Annotated in this window: 21 protein-coding genes and 1 riboswitch; of the genes, 19 read left to right on the plus strand and 2 right to left on the minus strand. The window is 48.2% G+C overall.

Translation table 11 applies throughout. The annotated features are described in order from the left end of the window. Positions 1 to 5 precede the first annotated feature (5 nt). Entirely contained in the window at positions 6 to 326 is a 321-nt protein-coding gene (locus tag AUC31_RS04250; protein WP_058381225.1) for a thioredoxin family protein, read from the minus strand. A gap of 206 nt (positions 327 to 532) precedes the next feature. Between AUC31_RS04250 and AUC31_RS04255 the strand changes: the two genes are divergently transcribed. The 19 genes from AUC31_RS04255 to AUC31_RS04340 all read left to right on the plus strand — a co-directional run bounded on the left by AUC31_RS04255 (position 533) and on the right by AUC31_RS04340 (position 19,117). Beyond that, positions 533 to 2,917: a 3-hydroxyacyl-CoA dehydrogenase/enoyl-CoA hydratase family protein gene (locus AUC31_RS04255; protein WP_058381224.1), complete on the plus strand. Its 2,385-nt coding sequence runs from the start codon at positions 533 to 535 to the stop codon at positions 2,915 to 2,917. Between the two features lie 28 nt (positions 2,918 to 2,945). After that, entirely contained in the window at positions 2,946 to 4,118 is a 1,173-nt protein-coding gene (locus AUC31_RS04260; RefSeq protein WP_058381223.1) for an acetyl-CoA C-acetyltransferase, read from the plus strand. A gap of 66 nt (positions 4,119 to 4,184) precedes the next feature. Then, a complete protein-coding gene (locus AUC31_RS04265; protein ID WP_058381222.1) occupies positions 4,185 to 5,966 on the plus strand; it encodes an acyl-CoA dehydrogenase family protein in 1,782 nt (593 codons plus the stop codon). Between the two features lie 505 nt (positions 5,967 to 6,471). Further along, a complete protein-coding gene (locus AUC31_RS04270; protein ID WP_058381221.1) occupies positions 6,472 to 6,828 on the plus strand; it encodes an arsenate reductase family protein in 357 nt (118 codons plus the stop codon). 77 nt (positions 6,829 to 6,905) lie between these two features. Further along, positions 6,906 to 7,286, plus strand: a complete 381-nt coding sequence (gcvH, locus tag AUC31_RS04275) for a glycine cleavage system protein GcvH (RefSeq protein ID WP_058381220.1) — start codon at positions 6,906 to 6,908, stop codon at positions 7,284 to 7,286. Positions 7,287 to 7,347: 61 nt separating this feature from the next. Further along, positions 7,348 to 7,689 (plus strand): ribonuclease M5, encoded by a 342-nt coding sequence (locus AUC31_RS04280; RefSeq protein ID WP_058381219.1) that lies wholly within the window; start codon positions 7,348 to 7,350, stop codon positions 7,687 to 7,689. A 1-nt stretch (position 7,690) separates the two neighbouring features. Next, positions 7,691 to 8,014 (plus strand): thioredoxin family protein, encoded by a 324-nt coding sequence (locus AUC31_RS04285; protein ID WP_058381218.1) that lies wholly within the window; start codon positions 7,691 to 7,693, stop codon positions 8,012 to 8,014. Between the two features lie 35 nt (positions 8,015 to 8,049). Further along, positions 8,050 to 8,154, plus strand: a riboswitch (SAM riboswitch). Positions 8,155 to 8,244: 90 nt separating this feature from the next. Beyond that, positions 8,245 to 9,270: a methionine ABC transporter ATP-binding protein gene (locus AUC31_RS04290; protein WP_058381217.1), complete on the plus strand. Its 1,026-nt coding sequence runs from the start codon at positions 8,245 to 8,247 to the stop codon at positions 9,268 to 9,270. Continuing rightward, a complete protein-coding gene (locus AUC31_RS04295) occupies positions 9,263 to 9,931 on the plus strand; it encodes a methionine ABC transporter permease (protein ID WP_058381216.1) in 669 nt (222 codons plus the stop codon). Before AUC31_RS04290 ends, AUC31_RS04295 begins: the two co-directional genes overlap by 8 nt. Positions 9,932 to 10,024: 93 nt before the next feature. Beyond that, positions 10,025 to 10,855, plus strand: coding sequence for a MetQ/NlpA family ABC transporter substrate-binding protein (locus AUC31_RS04300; protein WP_058381215.1), 831 nt, complete (start codon positions 10,025 to 10,027; stop codon positions 10,853 to 10,855). Between the two features lie 242 nt (positions 10,856 to 11,097). Further along, on the plus strand, positions 11,098 to 12,264 hold the full coding sequence (locus AUC31_RS04305) for a dicarboxylate/amino acid:cation symporter (protein ID WP_058381214.1): 1,167 nt from the start codon (positions 11,098 to 11,100) through the stop codon (positions 12,262 to 12,264). 102 nt (positions 12,265 to 12,366) lie between these two features. Further along, complete coding sequence (locus AUC31_RS04310) at positions 12,367 to 12,897, plus strand: hypothetical protein (RefSeq protein ID WP_058381213.1); 531 nt, start codon at positions 12,367 to 12,369, stop codon at positions 12,895 to 12,897. 199 nt (positions 12,898 to 13,096) lie between these two features. Further along, positions 13,097 to 13,252: a YuzK family famiily protein gene (locus AUC31_RS17845; RefSeq protein WP_167399234.1), complete on the plus strand. Its 156-nt coding sequence runs from the start codon at positions 13,097 to 13,099 to the stop codon at positions 13,250 to 13,252. 347 nt (positions 13,253 to 13,599) lie between these two features. Beyond that, a complete protein-coding gene (gene sufC, locus AUC31_RS04315) occupies positions 13,600 to 14,379 on the plus strand; it encodes a Fe-S cluster assembly ATPase SufC (protein ID WP_058381212.1) in 780 nt (259 codons plus the stop codon). Positions 14,380 to 14,397: 18 nt separating this feature from the next. Then, the gene (gene sufD / locus AUC31_RS04320; protein WP_058381211.1) at positions 14,398 to 15,702 is read left to right on the plus strand and encodes a Fe-S cluster assembly protein SufD; all 1,305 of its coding nucleotides are present in this window, start codon (positions 14,398 to 14,400) and stop codon (positions 15,700 to 15,702) included. Next, complete coding sequence (locus AUC31_RS04325) at positions 15,702 to 16,928, plus strand: cysteine desulfurase (RefSeq protein WP_058381210.1); 1,227 nt, start codon at positions 15,702 to 15,704, stop codon at positions 16,926 to 16,928. The genes sufD and AUC31_RS04325 overlap by 1 nt, the downstream gene beginning before the upstream one ends. Then, positions 16,918 to 17,358, plus strand: a complete 441-nt coding sequence (gene sufU, locus AUC31_RS04330; RefSeq protein ID WP_058381209.1) for a Fe-S cluster assembly sulfur transfer protein SufU — start codon at positions 16,918 to 16,920, stop codon at positions 17,356 to 17,358. The genes AUC31_RS04325 and sufU overlap by 11 nt, the downstream gene beginning before the upstream one ends. A 20-nt stretch (positions 17,359 to 17,378) precedes the next feature. Next, positions 17,379 to 18,776, plus strand: coding sequence for a Fe-S cluster assembly protein SufB (sufB, locus tag AUC31_RS04335; RefSeq protein WP_058381208.1), 1,398 nt, complete (start codon positions 17,379 to 17,381; stop codon positions 18,774 to 18,776). Positions 18,777 to 18,934: 158 nt separating this feature from the next. Continuing rightward, a complete protein-coding gene (locus tag AUC31_RS04340) occupies positions 18,935 to 19,117 on the plus strand; it encodes a hypothetical protein (RefSeq protein ID WP_058381207.1) in 183 nt (60 codons plus the stop codon). A gap of 55 nt (positions 19,118 to 19,172) precedes the next feature. Here the strand turns inward: AUC31_RS04340 and AUC31_RS04345 are convergent, their stop codons facing one another. Beyond that, the gene (locus tag AUC31_RS04345; RefSeq protein WP_058381206.1) at positions 19,173 to 19,850 is read right to left on the minus strand and encodes a DNA alkylation repair protein; all 678 of its coding nucleotides are present in this window, start codon (positions 19,848 to 19,850) and stop codon (positions 19,173 to 19,175) included. Positions 19,851 to 19,910 lie beyond the last annotated feature (60 nt).

A 19,910-nucleotide genomic window follows, 5' to 3' on the forward strand; every position in this document is an offset into this window, starting at 1 on the left:
CGGCTTTAAGCTTCTTGTTCTTCTAGAAAGTGGATGACAGAAGCGGGAGTCTTGGCATTGGCACTGTGGAGATGTGCTTGTTTTACGCCGTCCTTGAAGATCAGCAGGCTCGGGATGCCCATCACTTCGTATTGCTCTGCGATTTCCGGGAGCTCGTCGCGGTTGACGTCAAACCATTGGTAGTTGCCGTATTGTTCGATGATCGGGTCGATGAACATATCCATTCGTGTGCAGTCGGGGCACCAGCCAGCCTGGAATTTCACGATGACTGGTTGGCCGTTGTGGATTGTATCGTTAAACTGTTCAGTTGTTTTTAGGGATTTCATTAAATTGCCTCCTTTGATAGTCTTTTTAATCTTACCCTTTTTTTGCTTTCTCTCCAAGCGCTTGAAGAAAAGCAGCAGAAAAATCTTCCGATTAAATATTGCGAAAATAGGAAAAATAACTTACACTAAGAATTGAGAAGGAAAGTATTTCTTTTTTTTACCCAGAAAATGAATGAGTGTTCATTCAAAAATAGGAGGGTTTGCTCGTGTCATACAATATCAAAAAAGCAGCCGTTCTTGGATCAGGCGTCATGGGATCTGGAATCGCAGCTCATCTAGCCAATATCGGAATTCCGGTCATGCTGCTCGACATCGTGCCGAAAGAAGCAACAAAAGAAGAACAAGCGAAAGGGCTGACGCTCGAAGACAAAGCAGTCCGCAATCGGATCGCTGCGACTGCCGCTCAAAAACTACTAAAGCAAAAGCCTGCTCCGCTGACACAAAAGAAAAACTTGCAATTGATCACGCCAGGCAACTTGGAAGATGATCTCGAAAAGCTATCCGACGTGGATTGGATCATCGAAGTCATCGTAGAAAACCTGGATATCAAGAAATCACTCTATGAAAAGGTGGATGCGGTCAGAAAGCCCGGCACCATCATTTCCTCCAATACATCAGGCATCAGCATCAATGCAATGTCCGAAGGGCGCTCTGAAGATTTCCAGAAGCATTTCCTCGGCACCCATTTCTTCAACCCGCCGCGCTACTTGAAATTGCTTGAAGTCATTCCGGCAGACGCGACAGCTCCGGAAGTCGTTGAATTCATGCAGCACTTCGGCGAAGACCGCTTAGGCAAAGGCGTCGTTTTGGCGAAAGATACGCCGAACTTCATCGCCAACCGCATCGGCACATACGGCTTGCTCGTCACGGTGCGCGAAATGCAAAACCGCGGCTATTCTGTCGGTGAAGTGGATTCCGTTACCGGCCCATTGATCGGCCGCCCGAAATCGGCTACATTCCGCACGCTGGACGTCGTCGGGCTTGATACATTCATGCACGTATCGAAAAACGTCTACGATCAAACCGAAGGCGAAGAACAGCAAGTGTTCAAAACGCCTGAATTCATGAAGAACATGGTCGAAAACGGCTGGATCGGCGCCAAAGCGAAACAAGGCTTTTTCCAGAAGAAAGACAAAGACATTCTGGAGCTCGACCCGGACACAATGGAATACCGCCCAGCGCAAAAATTGAAAACGCCTTCACAGGAAATGGCCAAGCAGCAAAAAGGCTTATCCGCAAAAATGAAGACACTCGTTTATGCAGACGACCGCACAGGCGAATTGCTGTGGAGCATTCTCGCTCCGACACTCGTCTATTCTGCACAATTGCACGGCGAGATTGCAGACGACATCGTCGCCATCGACAACGCCATGAAATGGGGCTTTGGCTGGGAACAAGGGCCATTTGAAGTATGGGACGCAATCGGCGTTAAGCAGTCGACAGAAAAGATGGCCGCTCAAGGCTTAGAAGTGCCGGCATTTGCGCAAACGCTGCTGGATAAAGGTTTTGATTCCTTCTATAAAGAAGAGAACGGTGATCTTTATTATTTCGACGGGACCGATTACCAGCCCGTTCCGGTCAATGAAAAAGTGATCGACTTAAAACGCTACAAGAAAAAGCACGGCGTCATCAAATCGAATGCCGGCGCAAGTTTGATCGATCTTGGAGACGGCATTGCATTGCTCGAATTCCATTCGCGTTCGAATGCGATCGGGCTCGATATCATGCAAATGATCAATTTTGCGGTCGACGAAGTCGAGAAAAACTATAAAGGGCTCGTCATCGGCAACCAAGGCAAAAACTTCTGTGTTGGCGCAAACCTTGGCATGATTTTGATGGAAGCGCAAGACGACAATATCTTTGAACTGGATTTGACGATCCGTACGTTCCAGAACGCCATGCTGAAATTGAAATACAGTTCGAAGCCGGTCGTTGCGGCACCATTCGGCATGACGCTTGGCGGTGGGGCGGAAGTCATCCTGCCGGCAGCACGCGTACAGGCATCCATGGAAACTTATATGGGCTTAGTGGAAGCAGGCGTCGGGCTCATACCGGGCGGCGGCGGAAACAAGGAATTGTATATGAAGCAATTGAAGGGCTTGCCGAATCACGTAACAACCGATTATGTCAATGTAGCAGCGGGCGTGTTCGAGGCGATCGCGACTGCAAAAGTGTCGACATCGGCAGACGAAGCGCGCGAAAACAACTTCCTGAATTTCGTCGATGGCATCAGCGTCAATAGCGACCATTTGATCTACGATGCGAAGCAATTGGCATTATCGCTCTATGATAATGGCTACCAGGCGCCAAGAAGAGAAAAAGTGCCAGTCGCTGGGGAAGCGGGCTATGCGGCGATGCTATTGGGTGCTGAAGGCATGCTATTGTCCGGTTATATTAGCGAACACGATATGAAAATCGCCAAGAAGTTGGCTTATGTATTATCAGGCGGCAAATTGCCATACGGCACGAAAGTCGATGAACAGTATTTGCTCGATTTGGAACGCGAAGCCTTCCTGAGCCTCGTTGCTGAACCGAAGTCACAGCAGCGCATGCAGCATATGCTTGTCAAAGGGAAACCATTACGCAATTGATCGCCGATTAGATAGAGGAGGAAATGATATGCGCGAAGCAGTAATTGTGGCCGGAGCCAGAACACCGGTCGGAAAAGCGAAAAAAGGTTCTCTCGCCTCGGTGCGCCCGGATGATTTCGGGGCACTCGTCGTGCGGGAAACATTGAAGCGGGCTGGATATGACGGCCCCATTGACGATTTGATTATGGGCTGTGCCATGCCCGAAGCAGAACAAGGGATGAATATCGCCCGCAATATCGGGGCACTCGCAGGGCTTCCAGATACGACGCCGGCAGTTACCGTCAACCGCTTTTGTTCATCAGGCTTGCAGTCAATCGCTTATGCCGCTGAACGAATCATGGTCGGCCACGCTGAAGCGATCGTTGCCGGCGGTGTCGAATCGATGAGCATGGTGCCGATGATGGGCAATGTGCTGCGGCCGAACGCCAAAATCGCCGAAACCGCCCCGCAATATTATATGAGCATGGGGCATACGGCAGAACAAGTAGCGACACAATACGGCGTTAGCCGGGAAGACCAGGATGCATTTGCGGTCCGTTCCCATGAAAATGCAGCCAGAGCGATCGAAAAAGGCCACTTCATCGATGAAATCGTTCCGGTCGAAGTGATCCAACGCTATGTCGATAGCCAGAATAAATACCAGGAAAAATCGTTCATGTTCGAAATGGACGAAGGGGTGCGCCACGGCACGTCCATCCAAACACTCAATAAATTACGTGCGGCATTCTCGGCTCGCGGCACGGTGACAGCAGGAAATTCTTCGCAGACTTCTGACGGCGCAGGTTCAGTGCTCGTCATGGACCGTGAAAAAGCGGAAGCGCTTGGCCTTAAGCCAATCGCGAAATTCCGTTCATTTGCAACAGGTGGCGTTCCGCCCGAAGTCATGGGCATCGGTCCGGTCGTCGCGATTCCGAAAGCCTTGAAACTTGCCGGCCTGACGAAAGACGATATCGATGTATGGGAACTGAACGAAGCCTTCGCATCCCAGTCTCTTGGTGTTATCCGCGAGCTTGGCTTGGATATGGATAAGATCAATTTGAACGGCGGCGCCATCGCACTCGGCCATCCGCTCGGCGCGACAGGTTCGATTTTGACCTTGCGCATGCTCAGCGAATTGAAGCGCCAGAACAAACAATTCGGCGTCGTCACGATGTGCATCGGCGGCGGAATGGGCGCAGCTGGCGTCTTCGAAATGCTGTAAAGAGAACTTTAGGGGATACGGTTAACAGGGGATTCAAGATAAACGATAAATTGGGAGGAATGGAAAATGGAACAAGAAAAAACATTGATCAAAGGCGGAAGCTTCTTGATCGAAGATGCAGACCTATCGCGTGTATTCACGCCGGAAGATTTCACAGAAGAGCATAAGATGATCGCCAAAACGACAGAAGACTACGTCAACACGGAAGTTATGCCTTTGGTAGAAAAGCTGGAGAACCATGAATTCGAGCATTCCGTTAAGCTGTTGAAAAAAGCAGGCGAACTCGGCCTCCTTGGGGCAGACGTTCCAGAACAATACGACGGGCTTGGGCTCGATAAAATCGCCTCTGCTTTAATTGCTGAGAAAATGTCCAAAGCGGGCGGCTTCTCCATCACCCACGGCGCACACGTCGGGATCGGATCGTTGCCGATCGTATTATTCGGTAACGAAGAACAGAAAAAGAAATACTTGCCGGTTCTTGCGACGGGTGAGAAAATCGCAGCTTACGCCTTGACTGAGCCGAGCTCCGGATCGGATGCTTTGGGTGCGAAAACCGTCGCGAAACTGAACGAGGCGGGTACACATTACGTCTTGAATGGCGAAAAGCAATGGATTACGAATGCAGGATTTGCGGATGTCTTCGTCGTCTATGCAAAAATCGACGGCGAACAGTTCTCGGCATTTATCGTCGAGCGCGACTTCGGGGGCGTATCGGTTGGCCCGGAAGAAAAGAAAATGGGCATCAAATCGTCCTCCACACGTACATTGATCTTGGAAGATGCGGAAGTGCCAGTGGAAAATCTTCTCGGCGAAGCAGGGCGCGGACACATCATCGCCTTCAATATCCTGAACATCGGACGTTACAAACTCGGCGTCGGCACAATCGGCGCATCCAAGCGCGCAATGGAATTGACCATTCCTTACACGAACCAGCGCCAGCAATTCAAGACACCGATTTCTTCTTTCAATCTGACAAAAGAAAAATTGGCGACAATGGCCTCCAAATTGTATGCAGTTGAAAGTTCGGTTTACCGCACAGTCGGCTTGTTCGAAGACCGCATGAGCGGCTTCACGGATGAGCAGCAAGCGGACGGTAAGCTAGTTGCGGATTCGATTGCTGAATTTGCCATCGAATGTTCATTGAATAAATTCTTCGGAACGGAAACTTTGGACTATATCGTCGACGAAGGCGTCCAGTTGCATGGCGGCTACGGATTCATGCAGGAATATGAAATCGAGCGTATCTACCGCGATTCCCGTATCAACCGGATCTTCGAAGGAACGAACGAAATCAACCGCCTGCTGGTACCGGGCACATTGCTCCGCAAAGCGATGAAGGGCGAATTGCCGCTATTACAACATGCACAAGCTTTGCAGGAAGAATTGTTGATGATGATGCCTGAAGAGGTTGGCACAGAAGCTTTAGCACAGGAAAAAGCATTGGTGAAAAACGCCAAGAAAATCGCCATCCTCGCTGCGGGACTTGCCGCACAGACTTACGGCAAGAAACTTGAAGCGGAACAAGAAGTGCTCGTGAACATCGCGGATATCGTCAGCAATGTCTTTGCGATGGAATCGGTCGTCTTGCGCACAGAAAAAGCGATCGCAGCAAGCGGCGAAGAAAAGGCGAAGCAGAAACTTCTTTATACGCAGATCTTCTGCCAGGAAGCTTTGGAGGAAATCGAGAAAGACGCGAAAGAAACCTTGATCGCAGCAATCGATGGCGACAACCAGCGCATGATGCTGTCCGCGCTCCGCAAGTTGACGCGTTCAACGCCGTACAATTTGATCGCGAAAAAACGCGAAGCGTCCGAAAAATTGATCAGTGTCGAAAAATACGTAGTCTAATAGATTGGACAAAACAGGAAGGGGAAACCCTTCCTGTTTTTTATAGTGTTGAATAAGTTTATGGTTCGCTATTAATTATGAGTAAGGCCACTTTTTTCTACATTCAACAATCAATGATCTCTCTAAGTATTTGAAGAAGCGTTCGCTCGTAAACCCTTCTGCTCAATAATGCTGCGCATTACTTTCGCAAAGATAAGGTCTCCCGTAGGTCGACCTTATCTTTCCTGTGGAGCAGCGTAAGCGACGAGACGACCGAGACCCCGCAAGGAATGAATGAGTGAAGTTCAGCTGAGCGCATTCATTTGCGACACATCTGCCACGCAGATGTGTGAGCACAAGGGTTTCAAAGCGACTGAGGAGGCTTGGGCGCGAGCCCACGGAAAGCGAGCGGTAAGCTTGGGAAATACGACTTCTTTCCGTTATTTATTCGGATAAATACCAACCTCTCGCGAGTCGACTGCTCCGGGGCATTTTGATATGCTTGATTTACAAGACAGGAGGAGATTTGATGATCCAGTATTATGCTTACCCGAAATGCTCCACTTGCCAAAAAGGCAAGAAGTGGCTTGAGGCGAATGGCGCGGAGTTCGACTATATCGATATCTCGCAAAACCCACCATCTGCAGCTCAGCTGAAAGAAATCCACGAAACGAGTGGCATCGAGCTGAAGAAGTTTTTCAATACGAGCGGCAAGAAATACCGCGAGCTCGAGTTGAAGGAAAAGCTGCCGGAAATGACAGCAGATGAGCAATATGAATTGCTTGCATCAGACGGCATGCTCATCAAACGCCCGCTTGCGTGGGACGGTTCTCAGGCGACACTCGGTTTCAAGGAAGATGCATACGCAAATACATGGAGCTGACAAGTTTGTCATCTTGTTTTTCATCACTGGTTGTGGCAAACTAAAATTGAGTCAATTACATATTTGGAGGGGTTTGGATGAGCACACCACAAGAGCTTCGCTATTCAAAAGAACACGAATGGGTCAAAGTCGAAGACGGTAAAGCACGTATCGGCATTACTCATTTCGCGCAAGATGAACTTGGAGACATCGTATTTGTCGAGCTTCCGCAAGTCGGCGACGAGCTGAAAAAAGACGAGCCATTCGGCAGCGTCGAGTCCGTTAAAACGGTATCGGAATTGTATGCGCCGATCAGCGGCAAAATCGTCGAAGTCAATTCTGAGCTTGAAGACAGCCCGGAATTCGTCAACGAATCCCCTTATGAAAAAGCGTGGATGGTCGTTGTGGAAGCCCCTTCCGAAGATGAGGTCAATGCATTGATGTCAGCTGACGAATATAAAGAAATGACAAACGAGTAAGTTCGGAAAGCGCCTATTTATGGCGCTTTTTTTCATATATGGTTTTCTGGGGGGATTACTTATGGAGAAAGTGATAGTGGTTGAAGGGATCAGCGACAAAACCCGGATAGCGCCATTGATTGCAGAACCCGTGACGATTCTTTGCACAAATGGTACAGTAAGTGCTACAAGACTCGAAGAAATGCTGTTGCCTTTTGAAGGGCAGGATATCATCATCCTCGTCGATGCGGATGCTTCCGGCGATAAACTGCGCAAGCTCATCAAGCGCGAATTTCCGGAAGCCCGCCATTTCCATATCGACCGAAGCTATAAAGAGGTGGCGACGACGCCGCTGCGGAAGCTGATCGATGTGCTCATCGCAGCAGATGTACGGGTCTTAAATCCAGTAGCAGGGAATGACTAGCATGAATGAATGGACACATAAAGAATGGCTGAAGGAAAAAAACACACAGCCTGTTTCAGCTTATTATCTGTATACGCCGATGTGCGGTACGTGCCAAGTGGCGAGCAAAATGCTCGGCGTGGTGGCGGAACTATTGCCAGATCTTCCGATGGGCAAAGCCAATTTGAATTATGTACAGGAAGTGGCGGAGCTTTATGAAGTGGAAAGCGTGCCATGCCTGTTGATTTCACAGAATGGCCAAGTGACAGACAAGGTCTACGCTTTCCAGTCGGTGCCGTATCTATATGAGAAATTGAAAACGGTTGACGAATACAGCCAGCCATGATAAATTTAATTTCTGAAATTAACTTAATAGCGTAGCTCTTATACAGAGAGGTGGAGGGAAGTGCCCGATGAAGCCCGGCAACCGTCATGAAAATGAAATGGTGCCAAGTCACTCAAAGTGAAAACTTTGAAAGATGAGAGAACGGTTTATTGTGTTTACACATGTGCCTTTCTGCTTATCTGAGCAGGAAGGCTTTTTTATTAGCAAAAGATTTAGGAGAGTGCCCAACCATGATTGAGTTAAAAGGATTGACTAAAGTTTTCGATACTGGCAAAGCACGCTTGACGGCTGTCGACCATGTCGACTTAACGGTGCCGGCCGGCGAGATTTTTGGCATTATCGGCTATAGCGGAGCGGGGAAAAGTACGTTGATCCGCCTGCTGAATGGCCTTGAAAAACCGAGCGAAGGTTCCGTTGAGATCAATGGCCAAAACATCACGGCGATTTCGGGGCCGAAACTTCGCAAAGCCCGCCAAAAAGTCAGCATGATTTTCCAGCATTTCAATTTGCTGTGGTCGCGGACCGTGCGCGAGAACATTGAATTCCCGCTTGAGATTGCCGGAGTGGGGAAAGAGGAGCGGCGCAAGCGTTCTGCAGAGCTGATCGAGCTGGTTGGCCTGGAAGGACGCGAAAGCGCATATCCAGCCCAGCTTTCCGGCGGGCAGAAACAGCGCGTCGGCATCGCCCGTGCGCTGGCCAATGACCCGGAAGTGCTTTTGTGCGATGAAGCGACATCGGCTCTTGATCCGCAAACGACCGATGCGATTTTGGATTTATTGGTGGACATTAACAAGCGCCTTGGCTTGACGATTGTCTTGATTACGCACGAAATGCACGTTATCCGCAAAATCTGCCATCGCGTGGCAGTAATGGAAGGCGGGCGCGTCGTTGAACTTGGCGAAGTGCTGCATGTCTTCCAGCATCCGAAGGAAAATATCACGAAGCGCTTTGTTGCCCAAGTGACCGAGACGGAAGATTCGGCAGAGACCGTCCGCCATTTACGAGAGCAATATCCGGAAGGGCAATTGGTCAAATTGATATTCGTTGGTGACCAGGCGGAGCAGCCGATCCTGACTCAGCTGATCCGGGAATATAAAGTGGAAGTCAATATTGTCCACGGCAACATCTCCCATACCCAACGGGGTGCTTATGGAACGCTCATCCTTCAACTGAAGGGTACTGCAGATGAAATAAGCAAAGCTTTAGCTTTCCTCGGTGCACATGATGTACAGACGGAGGTGATGGGCAATGCTTGAGAATTTGTTCCCGAACGTTGATTGGCAAGCTATGTGGGAAGCGACGCTCGAAACGATTTACATGACGGCAGTGTCCACACTGTTCACCTTTATCATCGGGCTCGTGCTAGGCGTTATCCTGTTTTTGACTGCACCAAACCAATTATGGGCGAATAAAGTGGTCAACTGGCTATCAGGAGCGTTCGTTAATATATTCCGTTCGATTCCATTTATCATCTTGATCATTTTGCTTATCCCATTCACGAAATTCCTGATCGGCAGCATCCGTGGGCCGAACGCTGCACTCCCGGCATTGATCATCGGGGCAGCACCATTCTATGCCCGCATGGTGCTGATCGCCTTGAAAGAAATCGACAAAGGCGTCATCGAAGCCGCGCGCTCGATGGGAGCGACAACGTGGACGATTATCCGCAAAGTGCTGCTGCCTGAATCAAAACCCGCTTTAATCTCCGGAATCACCGTAACCGCCATCGCTTTAGTTGGCTATACCGCCATGGCAGGCATCATCGGCGCTGGAGGGCTCGGAACGCTCGCGTTCTTGGACGGGTTCCAACGAAGCCGCGAAGACGTAACTCTCGTCTCGACGATCTTGATTTTGGTCATCGTCTTCGCCGTACAATTTGTCGGTGACTTCTTGACCGGCAGAGCCGATAAACGCTAAGCCGTCTTGGGCGGATCGATTAAATAAAAAGGGGCAGTCATTGCCCGGTATTATATAAAACTACATTTAATAGAAGAAAAGGGGAATTTTGTAATGAAAAAATTAGTATTCGGTTCATTTGCAGCAGTATTGGCGTTATCGGCTTGCGGCGCTGAAGAAAGCAACGGCGGCGGTTCAGAAGGCGAAGAAACAAGCACGTTGACAGTCGGCGCTTCTAACGTGCCTCACGGAGAGATTTTAGAACAGGCAAAACCAATCCTTGCAGAACAAGGAATTGAGCTTGAAATCGAAACATACCAGGATTATATCCTTCCGAACCAAGACTTGGAATCAGGGGATCTGGATGCCAACTATTATCAGCACATTCCTTATCTGGAAGCACAAATTGCCGATCACGGATATGACTTCGCCAATGCTGGCGCGGTCCACATCGAGCCAATGGGCATCTACTCAAAAGACATTGCGTCTTTGGATGAGATTCCACAAGATGGAACGATTCTTATGAGCAACTCTGTCGCGGAGCACGGCCGTATGCTGTCCATCCTAGAAGCAGAAGGGTTGATCAAGCTCGATGAAAACGTCGATAAAACGACAGCTGAAGTCAGCGACATCGTTGAAAACGAGAAAAACATCCAGTTCGAGACAGAATACGAGCCGGCTCTTCTTGTGCAAATGTACGAAGCAAATGAAGGCGACGCTGTCTTCATCAACGCTAACTACGCTATCGATGCCGGCTTGAAGCCGATGGAAGATTCAATCGCGCTTGAAGGCTCGGATTCACCGTATGCCAACTTGATCGTCGTTCAATCTGGTGATGAAGAAAACGAAGACATCCAGGCACTTGTCGACGTTTTGACTTCACAGGAAATTCAGGACTTCATTCTTGAAGAATGGGACGGCGCTGTCATCCCGGTCGAACAATAAGCTATATCAACCGATGCATTCCACTGTGGAATGCATCGGTTTTTTTTATTTGCAGTAAAACAGGCAATCACAGCGATACTTGCGGACTACCACACGTTCAACTCTTGTTTTGTGGAATTCATTATTTTTTCGAAATAATAAAAATATTACGTGATTTAGGAAAAAGCTATTAGCTTTTCGAAAACTATGGTAATTTCACATAATAACGAATAAACAACTGTTTTCACAGGGAGGACAAGATTATGAAATTTCAATTCGGTTTGCTGCCGCGGATTGTGCTGGCCATCGTGCTTGGCGTACTCATCGGCTCTGTTGCGCCAGAAGCGCTCGTCCGTGTATTTGCTACGTTCACAGGGATTTTCGGCGGGTTCTTGAATTTTATCGTGCCATTGATCATTCTCGGTTTTATTGCACCAGGTATTGCGAAGCTCGGAAAAGGGTCGGGGAAATTATTGGGCCTAGCGACTGCAGTCGCCTATTTATCCACTGTCGTGGCAGGCGTCTTGGCCTTTATCGTAGCTTCTTCCATTTTGCCTAATTTGATGGAAGGCGGTTCGCTGAACAACTTGGATGACCCGGCAAATGCGCTTGCTTCAAGCTTCATTGAACTGGAAATTCCGCAATTGTTCGGTGTCATGAGCGCCTTGATCTTGGCGTTCTTGCTCGGGATCGGCATGGCTTCTACAGGAAGCAAGACGATGGCATCATTCTTTGAAGAGTTTCAGGAGATCATTGAAAAAGTTATTTCATACATCATAATCCCGCTATTGCCATTCCACATCTTCGGTATTTTTGCGAACATGGCGTACGGTGGGGCTGTATTGGAGATCCTTTCACTATTTGCGGTGGTCTTTATCCTGATCATTGTCCTGCACTGGGTCATGCTCACGGGCCAGTACACTACAGCCGGAGCGTTGCGCAAGAAAAATCCATTCGCTTTGATCCGGACGATGCTGCCGGCTTACTTCACGGCACTCGGCACACAGTCTTCAGCAGCGACCATTCCGGTTACGTTGCGCCAAGCACGTAAGACGGGTGTCAAAGAGCGTGTGGCTGACTTCACGGTTCCGTTATTCGCAACGATCCATTTATCGGGCAGTACCATCACGCTCGTCACTTGTGCGATCGGGGTGATTTTATTGACAGGGGATGCGCCGTCATTCGGCAACTTCTTCCCATTCATCCTTATGCTAGGCGTAACGATGATTGCGGCTCCTGGTGTTCCGGGTGGTGCTGTTATGGCAGCCATCGGATTGCTGGAAGTGATGCTCGGCTTCGACGAAACGATGGTCGCGTTGATGATCGCCCTATACATGGCGCAGGACAGTTTCGGGACTGCAGCCAACGTAACGGGAGATGGCGCACTCGCGAATATCGTCGATCGTTTCACTCCATCTCAAAAAGCGTGAATTATGCCGGAATTCAATGAATTCCGGCTTTTTTATGCTCTCTATACGGATAAATCGGCCTATGCTATTATATGCTGGATATGAAAATCAGGAGGCACGAACATGAAAAAAATCACAACTCTCGGCCTATCGGCTGCCTTATTGCTAGCAGCATGCGGAACCGAACAATCCACCGAATCAACTGAAACGGCATCTGGATCTGCCACGATGGAATCCGGCAAAGAAAGCATCAAAAGCCAATTGATGCAATTTTATCTATCCGTTTCCAAAGAGATAAATAAAGAAGATACGCATTTGAACGATTTTGAAATTGCCCAAGCTGAAGATACACTGCCAAGCGGAACAGAATTTACTGAGATGAAAGAAGCGGCTGCAACATCTGCTGAACAAGCGGTGGAAGCGGTCGAATCAATCGAAGTGCCTGAGTCGCTGAGCGATCATCAAGAAGAAATCGACGGGGCATTGGCTTCAATGACTGCATCTTATGAGATGAAAATCGAAGAACTTGGAACTGATGCACCAGACTTCCAAGCGGCTGCCGACAAATTTGCCGAAGCGGATGCTGTTTTCAATGAAATGTTGGAAGAAAATGGATTGGTCGCTTCAAACCTATACAACGAAGTAAGCCAATAATTTATGAAAGCTGTCCGTACAACGGGCAGCTTTTTCTATATATTCCCAATAACTATGACGATAGGTCTATTTTCAGATAAATTAGATTATTGTTCTTGTTTAATCTTCTGGCGGTCGGGTATACTTGTAAAAGTAAAATAAGATAACTCGAAAGGAATGGTTTATTATCGATTCTCAAGGTATTGAAAAGACGGAAAAAATGGAACAGGCATTCAGAGACGTACACGGGTACGGTCTGAACGAATACCAAAATGACCCGCAAAAAATCCTTGAAGTTGAACAGCGCCGTGAGCAGGATTATCGCCAAGGCCAGTCGGTTGCGGCACAAATCGAACGCCAAGCGCACCGCGAATAGCAATAGATACACGATCCACATACATTCAAACATTAAAATGAAGCTGCCGGACAGAGTGATTTCTCTGTCCGGTTTTTCTATGCCAAAATACGCAGAATCGAGCAACTGAGGAGAAGTTTATTGAAATGAATTCTCATTTAGCCCAACTTTATTGAAAATGCAGGAAATCGGCAAAGCCAGCTGGGAATAGCTTGCCGACAGCAGGAAATACGGATTTCAAAATGGTTTTTGGCGGAGACTTGCGGCCGATTTTAACATTTGCTACTGAAGTCGATATAAGTTAAGATTAGAATGATACTAATTAAGAGTGCGAGGCATTCTTCAATAACATTTATGGAGGTATTTACATGTCAACTTTGGTCATTAAAGATTTACACGTTGAAATCGAAGGAAAACAGATTTTAAAAGGTGTAAACATCACAATTAACACGAGCGAAATCCATGCCATCATGGGGCCGAACGGTACAGGGAAATCTACCTTGGCGTCAGCAATCATGGGGCATCCTAAATATGAAGTAACACAAGGCACGATCGAATTGGACGGAGAAGACGTATTGGCGATGGAAGTCGACGAGCGCGCACGCGCAGGACTCTTCTTGGCTATGCAGTACCCGAGCGAAATCTCAGGTGTTACCAATGCTGACTTCATGCGCTCTGCGATGAACGCACGCCGCGAAGAAGGCAATGAAGTTTCATTGATGAAATTCATCCGTGAACTTGACAGCAAAATGGAAACTCTTGCGATGGACCAGGACATGGCACAGCGCTACTTGAACGAAGGATTCTCCGGCGGCGAGAAGAAACGCAATGAAATCCTTCAAATGATGATGATCAAACCGACATTCGCCGTACTCGATGAAATTGACTCCGGTCTCGATATCGATGCATTGAAAGTCGTATCTGACGGCATCAACCAAATGAAGGGCGAGAACTTTGGCTGCTTGATCATCACTCACTATCAGCGCCTGTTGAACTACATCACGCCAGATCACGTCCATGTTATGATGCAAGGCCGCGTCGTTAAATCAGGCGGACCTGAACTTGCGCATAAACTGGAAGCGGAAGGCTATGACTGGATTAAGGCAGAACTCGGCATCGAAGACGAGACTGTCGGACAAGAAGCATAATTGGAAGGAGAGACTAACGTGACGGTTGAAACAAAATTAACGATGACCGAGCAGGATGTACGCTCCTTCTCGGCTTCGCACTCAGAACCAGAAGAATTTACGAACTTGCGCGTACAGGCTTTGGCTGCTGCCGAAGCGTTGCCGCTCCCAAAACCCGACAAAACAAAAATCATTAACTGGAACTTCACGGATTTCCCGGTCCATACAGTAGAAAGCTCTACGTATGCGTCACTGGATGAATTGCCGGAGCAGGTAAAATCCATTGTTGATACGGATCAAAAAAATCTATACATCCAGCACAATAATACGCCTGCTTACATTTCTTTGGATAAAAACCTACAGCAACAAGGTGTCATTTTGACAGATATCCAAACAGCGATCCGTGAGCACGGTGATTTGGTTGCTAAGTATTTCATGACAGAAGCAGTCAAAGCTGAAGAACATAAATTGACGGCTCTTCATGCAGCGCTTCTAAATGGCGGGATGTTCCTGTATGTACCAAAGAATCTTGCCATAAAGAATCCGGTGCAAGCGATCTTTATACATGACAATGAGGAAGCTTCTCTGTTCAATCACGCATTGATTGTCGCAGATAAAGGCAGTGAAGTAACTTACGTCGAAAACTATATTTCCACCGTGCCGAAAGCAAAAGGCCAAGCGAATATCGTTTCAGAAGTATTTGCAGAAGACAATGCGTCTGTCACTTACGGTGCAGTGGATGTACTCGCTGAAGGATTCACGACTTACGTGAACCGCCGCGGAGTAGCGCAGCGCGATGCACGCATCGAATGGGCGCTCGGCATGATGAACGACAGCGACACCATTTCCGATAACACGACATTCCTAATCGGCGACAATTCAGTCGGCGATACGAAAACAGTAGTGGTTGGAAGAGGCACTCAAAAGCAGAACTTCACGACGCAAGTCATCCACTGGGGCAAAAACTCCGACGGCCAGATCTTGAAGCACGGCGTCATGAAAGACTCCGCGTCTGCGATCTTCAACGGCATCGGCAAAATCGAACACGGCGCAACGAAAGCTAACGCAGAACAGGAATCACGTGTCCTGATGTTAAGCCCGAAAGCACGCGGCGATGCGAACCCGATTCTCTTGATCGACGAAGATGATGTAACGGCAGGCCATGCGGCATCAGTCGGACGCGTCGATCCGCTTCAATTGTATTATTTGATGAGCCGAGGCATTACAAAACAAGAAGCTGAACGTCTTGTTATTCACGGCTTCCTGGCACCGGTTGTAAACGTGTTGCCAATCGAAGGCGTTAAAAAGCAATTGACGGAGGTTATCGAAAGGAAAGTCCGCTAATGAATCCAGAGATCAAGAGTTATTTCCCGATACTCAACCAGGAAATCAATGGACATCCGCTCGTCTATTTAGACAGCGCGGCGACTTCCCAGAAGCCGACGCCAGTCATCGAAGCGCTGAAAGACTATTACGAGTTTGATAATTCCAATGTCCACCGCGGCGTCCACACGCTCGGCAACCGGGCGACAGAGAAATATGAAGGCGCCCGCGAGAAAGTGCAACAATTCATCAATGCCAGATCGACGCAGGAAATCGTCTTTCTCCGCGGCACGACGACCGCGATTAACTTAGTCGCGCAAAGCTATGGCCGTGCCAATGTGGAAGAAGGCGACGAAATCGTCATCACGTATATGGAGCATCACTCGAACATCATTCCTTGGCAGCAGCTGGCAAAAGAGCGCGGCGCTGTCTTGAAATATATCGAGCTCGAAGAAGACGGAACCATCTCACTTGAAAACGTCCGTGCAGCCATTACTGACCGGACTAAAATCGTGTCGATGGTCTACGTATCCAATGTGCTTGGCACGATGAACCCGGTGAAGGAAGTGGCGAAAATCGCCCACGAACATGGCGCTGTCATGATGGTGGACGGAGCACAAGCTGCGCCTCACTTGAAAATCGATGTCCAAGACTTGGATTGCGACTTCTTCGCATTTTCCGGCCATAAAATGGTCGGACCAACCGGCATCGGCGTGTTGTATGGCAAAAAGCATTTGCTTGAAGCCATGGAGCCTGTCGAGTTTGGCGGGGAGATGATCGACTTTGTCGGATTATACGATTCGACATGGAAAGAGTTGCCTTGGAAATTTGAAGGCGGCACACCGATCATTGCTGGGGCAGTCGGCTTGGCTGCGGCTATCGACTTCCTGCAGGAAATCGGATTAGATGAGATCGAAAAACATGAACATCATATGGCAGCCATCGCAATGGATAAGATGTCGGGAATTGAAGGGCTAGAGATTTACGGCCCGAAAGACCCGGCGAAACGTGCAGGGATCGTCACTTTCAATTTAAAAGAAGTCCATCCCCATGATGTAGCGACTGTGCTCGATATGAGCGGCATCGCTGTCCGCGCAGGTCATCACTGCGCCCAGCCATTGATGAAATGGCTCGATGTGACAGCGACAGCACGCGCAAGCTTCTATCTTTATAATGACGAATCGGATATCGATCGCCTAGTGGAAGGTTTGCGTTCTGCAAAGGAGTATTTTAGCGATGTCTTTTAATAATTTAGATCAATTATATCGACAAGTGATCATGGACCATTACAAGACGCCCCGCAACAAGGGAGCGCTTGAACAGGACAGTGTCAATATCGAAATGAACAACCCGACTTGCGGCGACCGGATCCAATTAACGCTGCAAGTGGAAGATGGCATCGTCAAAGACGCCAAATTCGACGGGGAAGGCTGCTCGATTTCCATGGCATCTGCTTCCATGATGACGCAAGCCGTCAAAGGCAAAGATGTAGATACAGCCTTGAAGCTGTCCGAGATTTTCTCGGACATGATGCTTGGCAAAGAGTACGACGATTCAGTGGACCTTGGGGATATTGAAGCATTGCAAGGTGTATCCAAATTCCCGGCGCGTATCAAATGCGCGACCTTAGCGTGGAAAGCCATGGAAAAAGGTGTGCACGACGAAGAAAAATCGTAACAGAGAACGGAGGAACGACGATGGCGAAAAAAATGCCGGAAATCGGAGATTATAAATATGGGTTCCATGACAAGGATGTTTCCATCTTCAGATCCAAACGCGGTCTGACGGAAGACATTGTCAGAGAAATTTCGAAGATTAAAGAAGAACCTGAATGGATGCTCGAATCACGCTTGAAAGCGTTGAAACTATTCTATTCTATGCCAATGCCGCAATGGGGCGGAGATTTGAACTCGTTGGATTTTGACGAAATCACGTATTACGTCAAGCCCTCTGAAGCAAGCCAGACTTCATGGGATGAAGTTCCTGAAGAAATCAAGCGTACGTTTGATAAGCTGGGAATTCCTGAAGCTGAACAGAAATACCTTGCCGGTGTTTCTGCACAGTACGAATCCGAAGTTGTTTACCATAACATGAAAGCGGATCTTGAAGACATGGGCATCATCTTTAAAGATACAGATGCGGCACTTCGTGAAAACGAAGACCTCTTCAGAGAAAACTTCCAGACAGTCATTCCAGCAGCAGACAATAAATTCTCTGCATTGAACACGGCTGTTTGGTCGGGTGGCTCGTTCATCTACGTACCGCCAGGCATCAAAGTGGAATCGCCGCTGCAAGCCTATTTCCGTATCAACTCGGAAAACATGGGCCAATTCGAACGTACGATGATCATCGTCGACGAAGGCGCAAGCGTCCATTACGTAGAAGGCTGTACAGCGCCTGTTTACACGACGAACTCACTGCACTCTGCTGTTGTTGAAATCATCGTGAAAAAAGATGCTTATTGCCGCTATACAACGATCCAAAACTGGGCAAACAACGTATATAACCTGGTAACGAAACGTGCTTTCGTTGATGCGAATGGCACAATGGAATGGATCGACGGCAACATCGGTTCGAAATTGACGATGAAATATCCTGCAGTTTTCCTTAAAGGTGAAGGCGCACGCGGCATGACATTGTCGATTGCGATCGCCGGCAAAGGCCAGCACCAGGATGCAGGCGCAAAAATGATTCACTTGGCGCCAAATACATCATCATCGATCGTTTCCAAATCGATTTCGAAACAAGGCGGGAAAGTTTCTTACCGCGGAATCGTGCATTTCGGCCGCAAAGCGGACGGCGCACGTTCGAATATCGAATGCGATACATTGATCATGGACAACCAGTCGACATCCGATACAATTCCTTATAACGAGATCATGAACGACAACGTTTCACTTGAACACGAAGCAAAAGTGTCGAAAGTCTCTGAAGAGCAATTGTTCTATCTGATGAGCCGCGGTGTTTCTGAACAAGAAGCAACGGAAATGATCGTCATGGGCTTCATCGAGCCATTCACAAAAGAATTGCCGATGGAGTATGCAGTCGAAATGAACCGTCTTATCAAGTTCGAGATGGAAGGTTCAATCGGTTAATCAATCCATTAATTAATCAATCCCCGGCATGGAAAATGCCGGGGATTTTTTATGCTATTTTGGAGGAGTGGATTTCCTCGTTTGCATGAATTTCGTTTTACTGCTTATCGCAAGGGTATACAAAGGATGAAGCAGAAATTTGAGGAGGGATTTTTCTAATGAGCCAAACTTTTGACGCGTTAAAAGAGAAAATCAGCAACGCTGACATGGGAGAAGCGAAAGAAATCATCACTCAAGTCAAGCAAGCATACGAGGACGGCAAAATCGATGAAAACGAAAAAAACGAATTGATTGATCTCGCTAAATCCAAAATCGGCGGCGGGCTCGGCGGGTTGTTCTAGAAACCTGCAGCCCAATTAAAAAATAAGCTTTGGCGTCCTTCGTGGATGCCGAAGCTTATTTTTTTATGTGTTTTAGAGCTTCCCGCTTGCTCAGTGGCTGAAGCGCATGGGCAGAGACGAAGTCCAAGACCCACATGGGATCAGTTTTTGCGTATTCCCTCAAAGCCCAGCCGATGGATTTTTGGATGAAGAATTCGCGTGATTCAGCATGCAGTTCTATGATGGAGCCGAGCATTTCTGTGTCGGTGCGTTGCTTGAATTTCAGCTGGTGCAAAATAGCTGCTCGCTGGGTCCATAAGTTTTCTGCATGGGCCCACTCAACAAGGAGCGGGGCAGTGATTGTTCGGTCGAGCAACACAATATGACCGGCAAGTTTCGGGGCGATGGCATCGACAGTGTCCCACCAGGAATTGGATTCGACCAGCGAACGCAAAAACGGTAAGTCGTCTGGAGTCAGTTCCTTTTTTGCTTGTTCCAGCAATTCGATGGCCGCGTAATGAAATTCACGTTCCGGCAGTGCGTACAGTGCTTGGACAATGGACTTCAATTGTGCTTTTTCAGGGAGGAGATATGTGGATAGCTGCTCTTTCATTAACGCAGTACGCAGAGGTTTCTGTATTCCTAAAAATGGGAAGTTGTGTTTCATATAAGCGGCCATTGAAACGGCAAGCTCTGGGTTGCGATTGTCCTCAAAGCGTGAGATAAGGGCATCTGTGTCCCATGGTTTTTTCATTTCCAAAAACCTCCTAAAAAATGGTTTGATATGTGATTGTAACCATACGGGAAATAAGGG

The sequence above is a fragment of the Planococcus rifietoensis genome, assembly GCF_001465795.2.
Lineage (GTDB): Bacteria > Bacillota > Bacilli > Bacillales_A > Planococcaceae > Planococcus > Planococcus rifietoensis.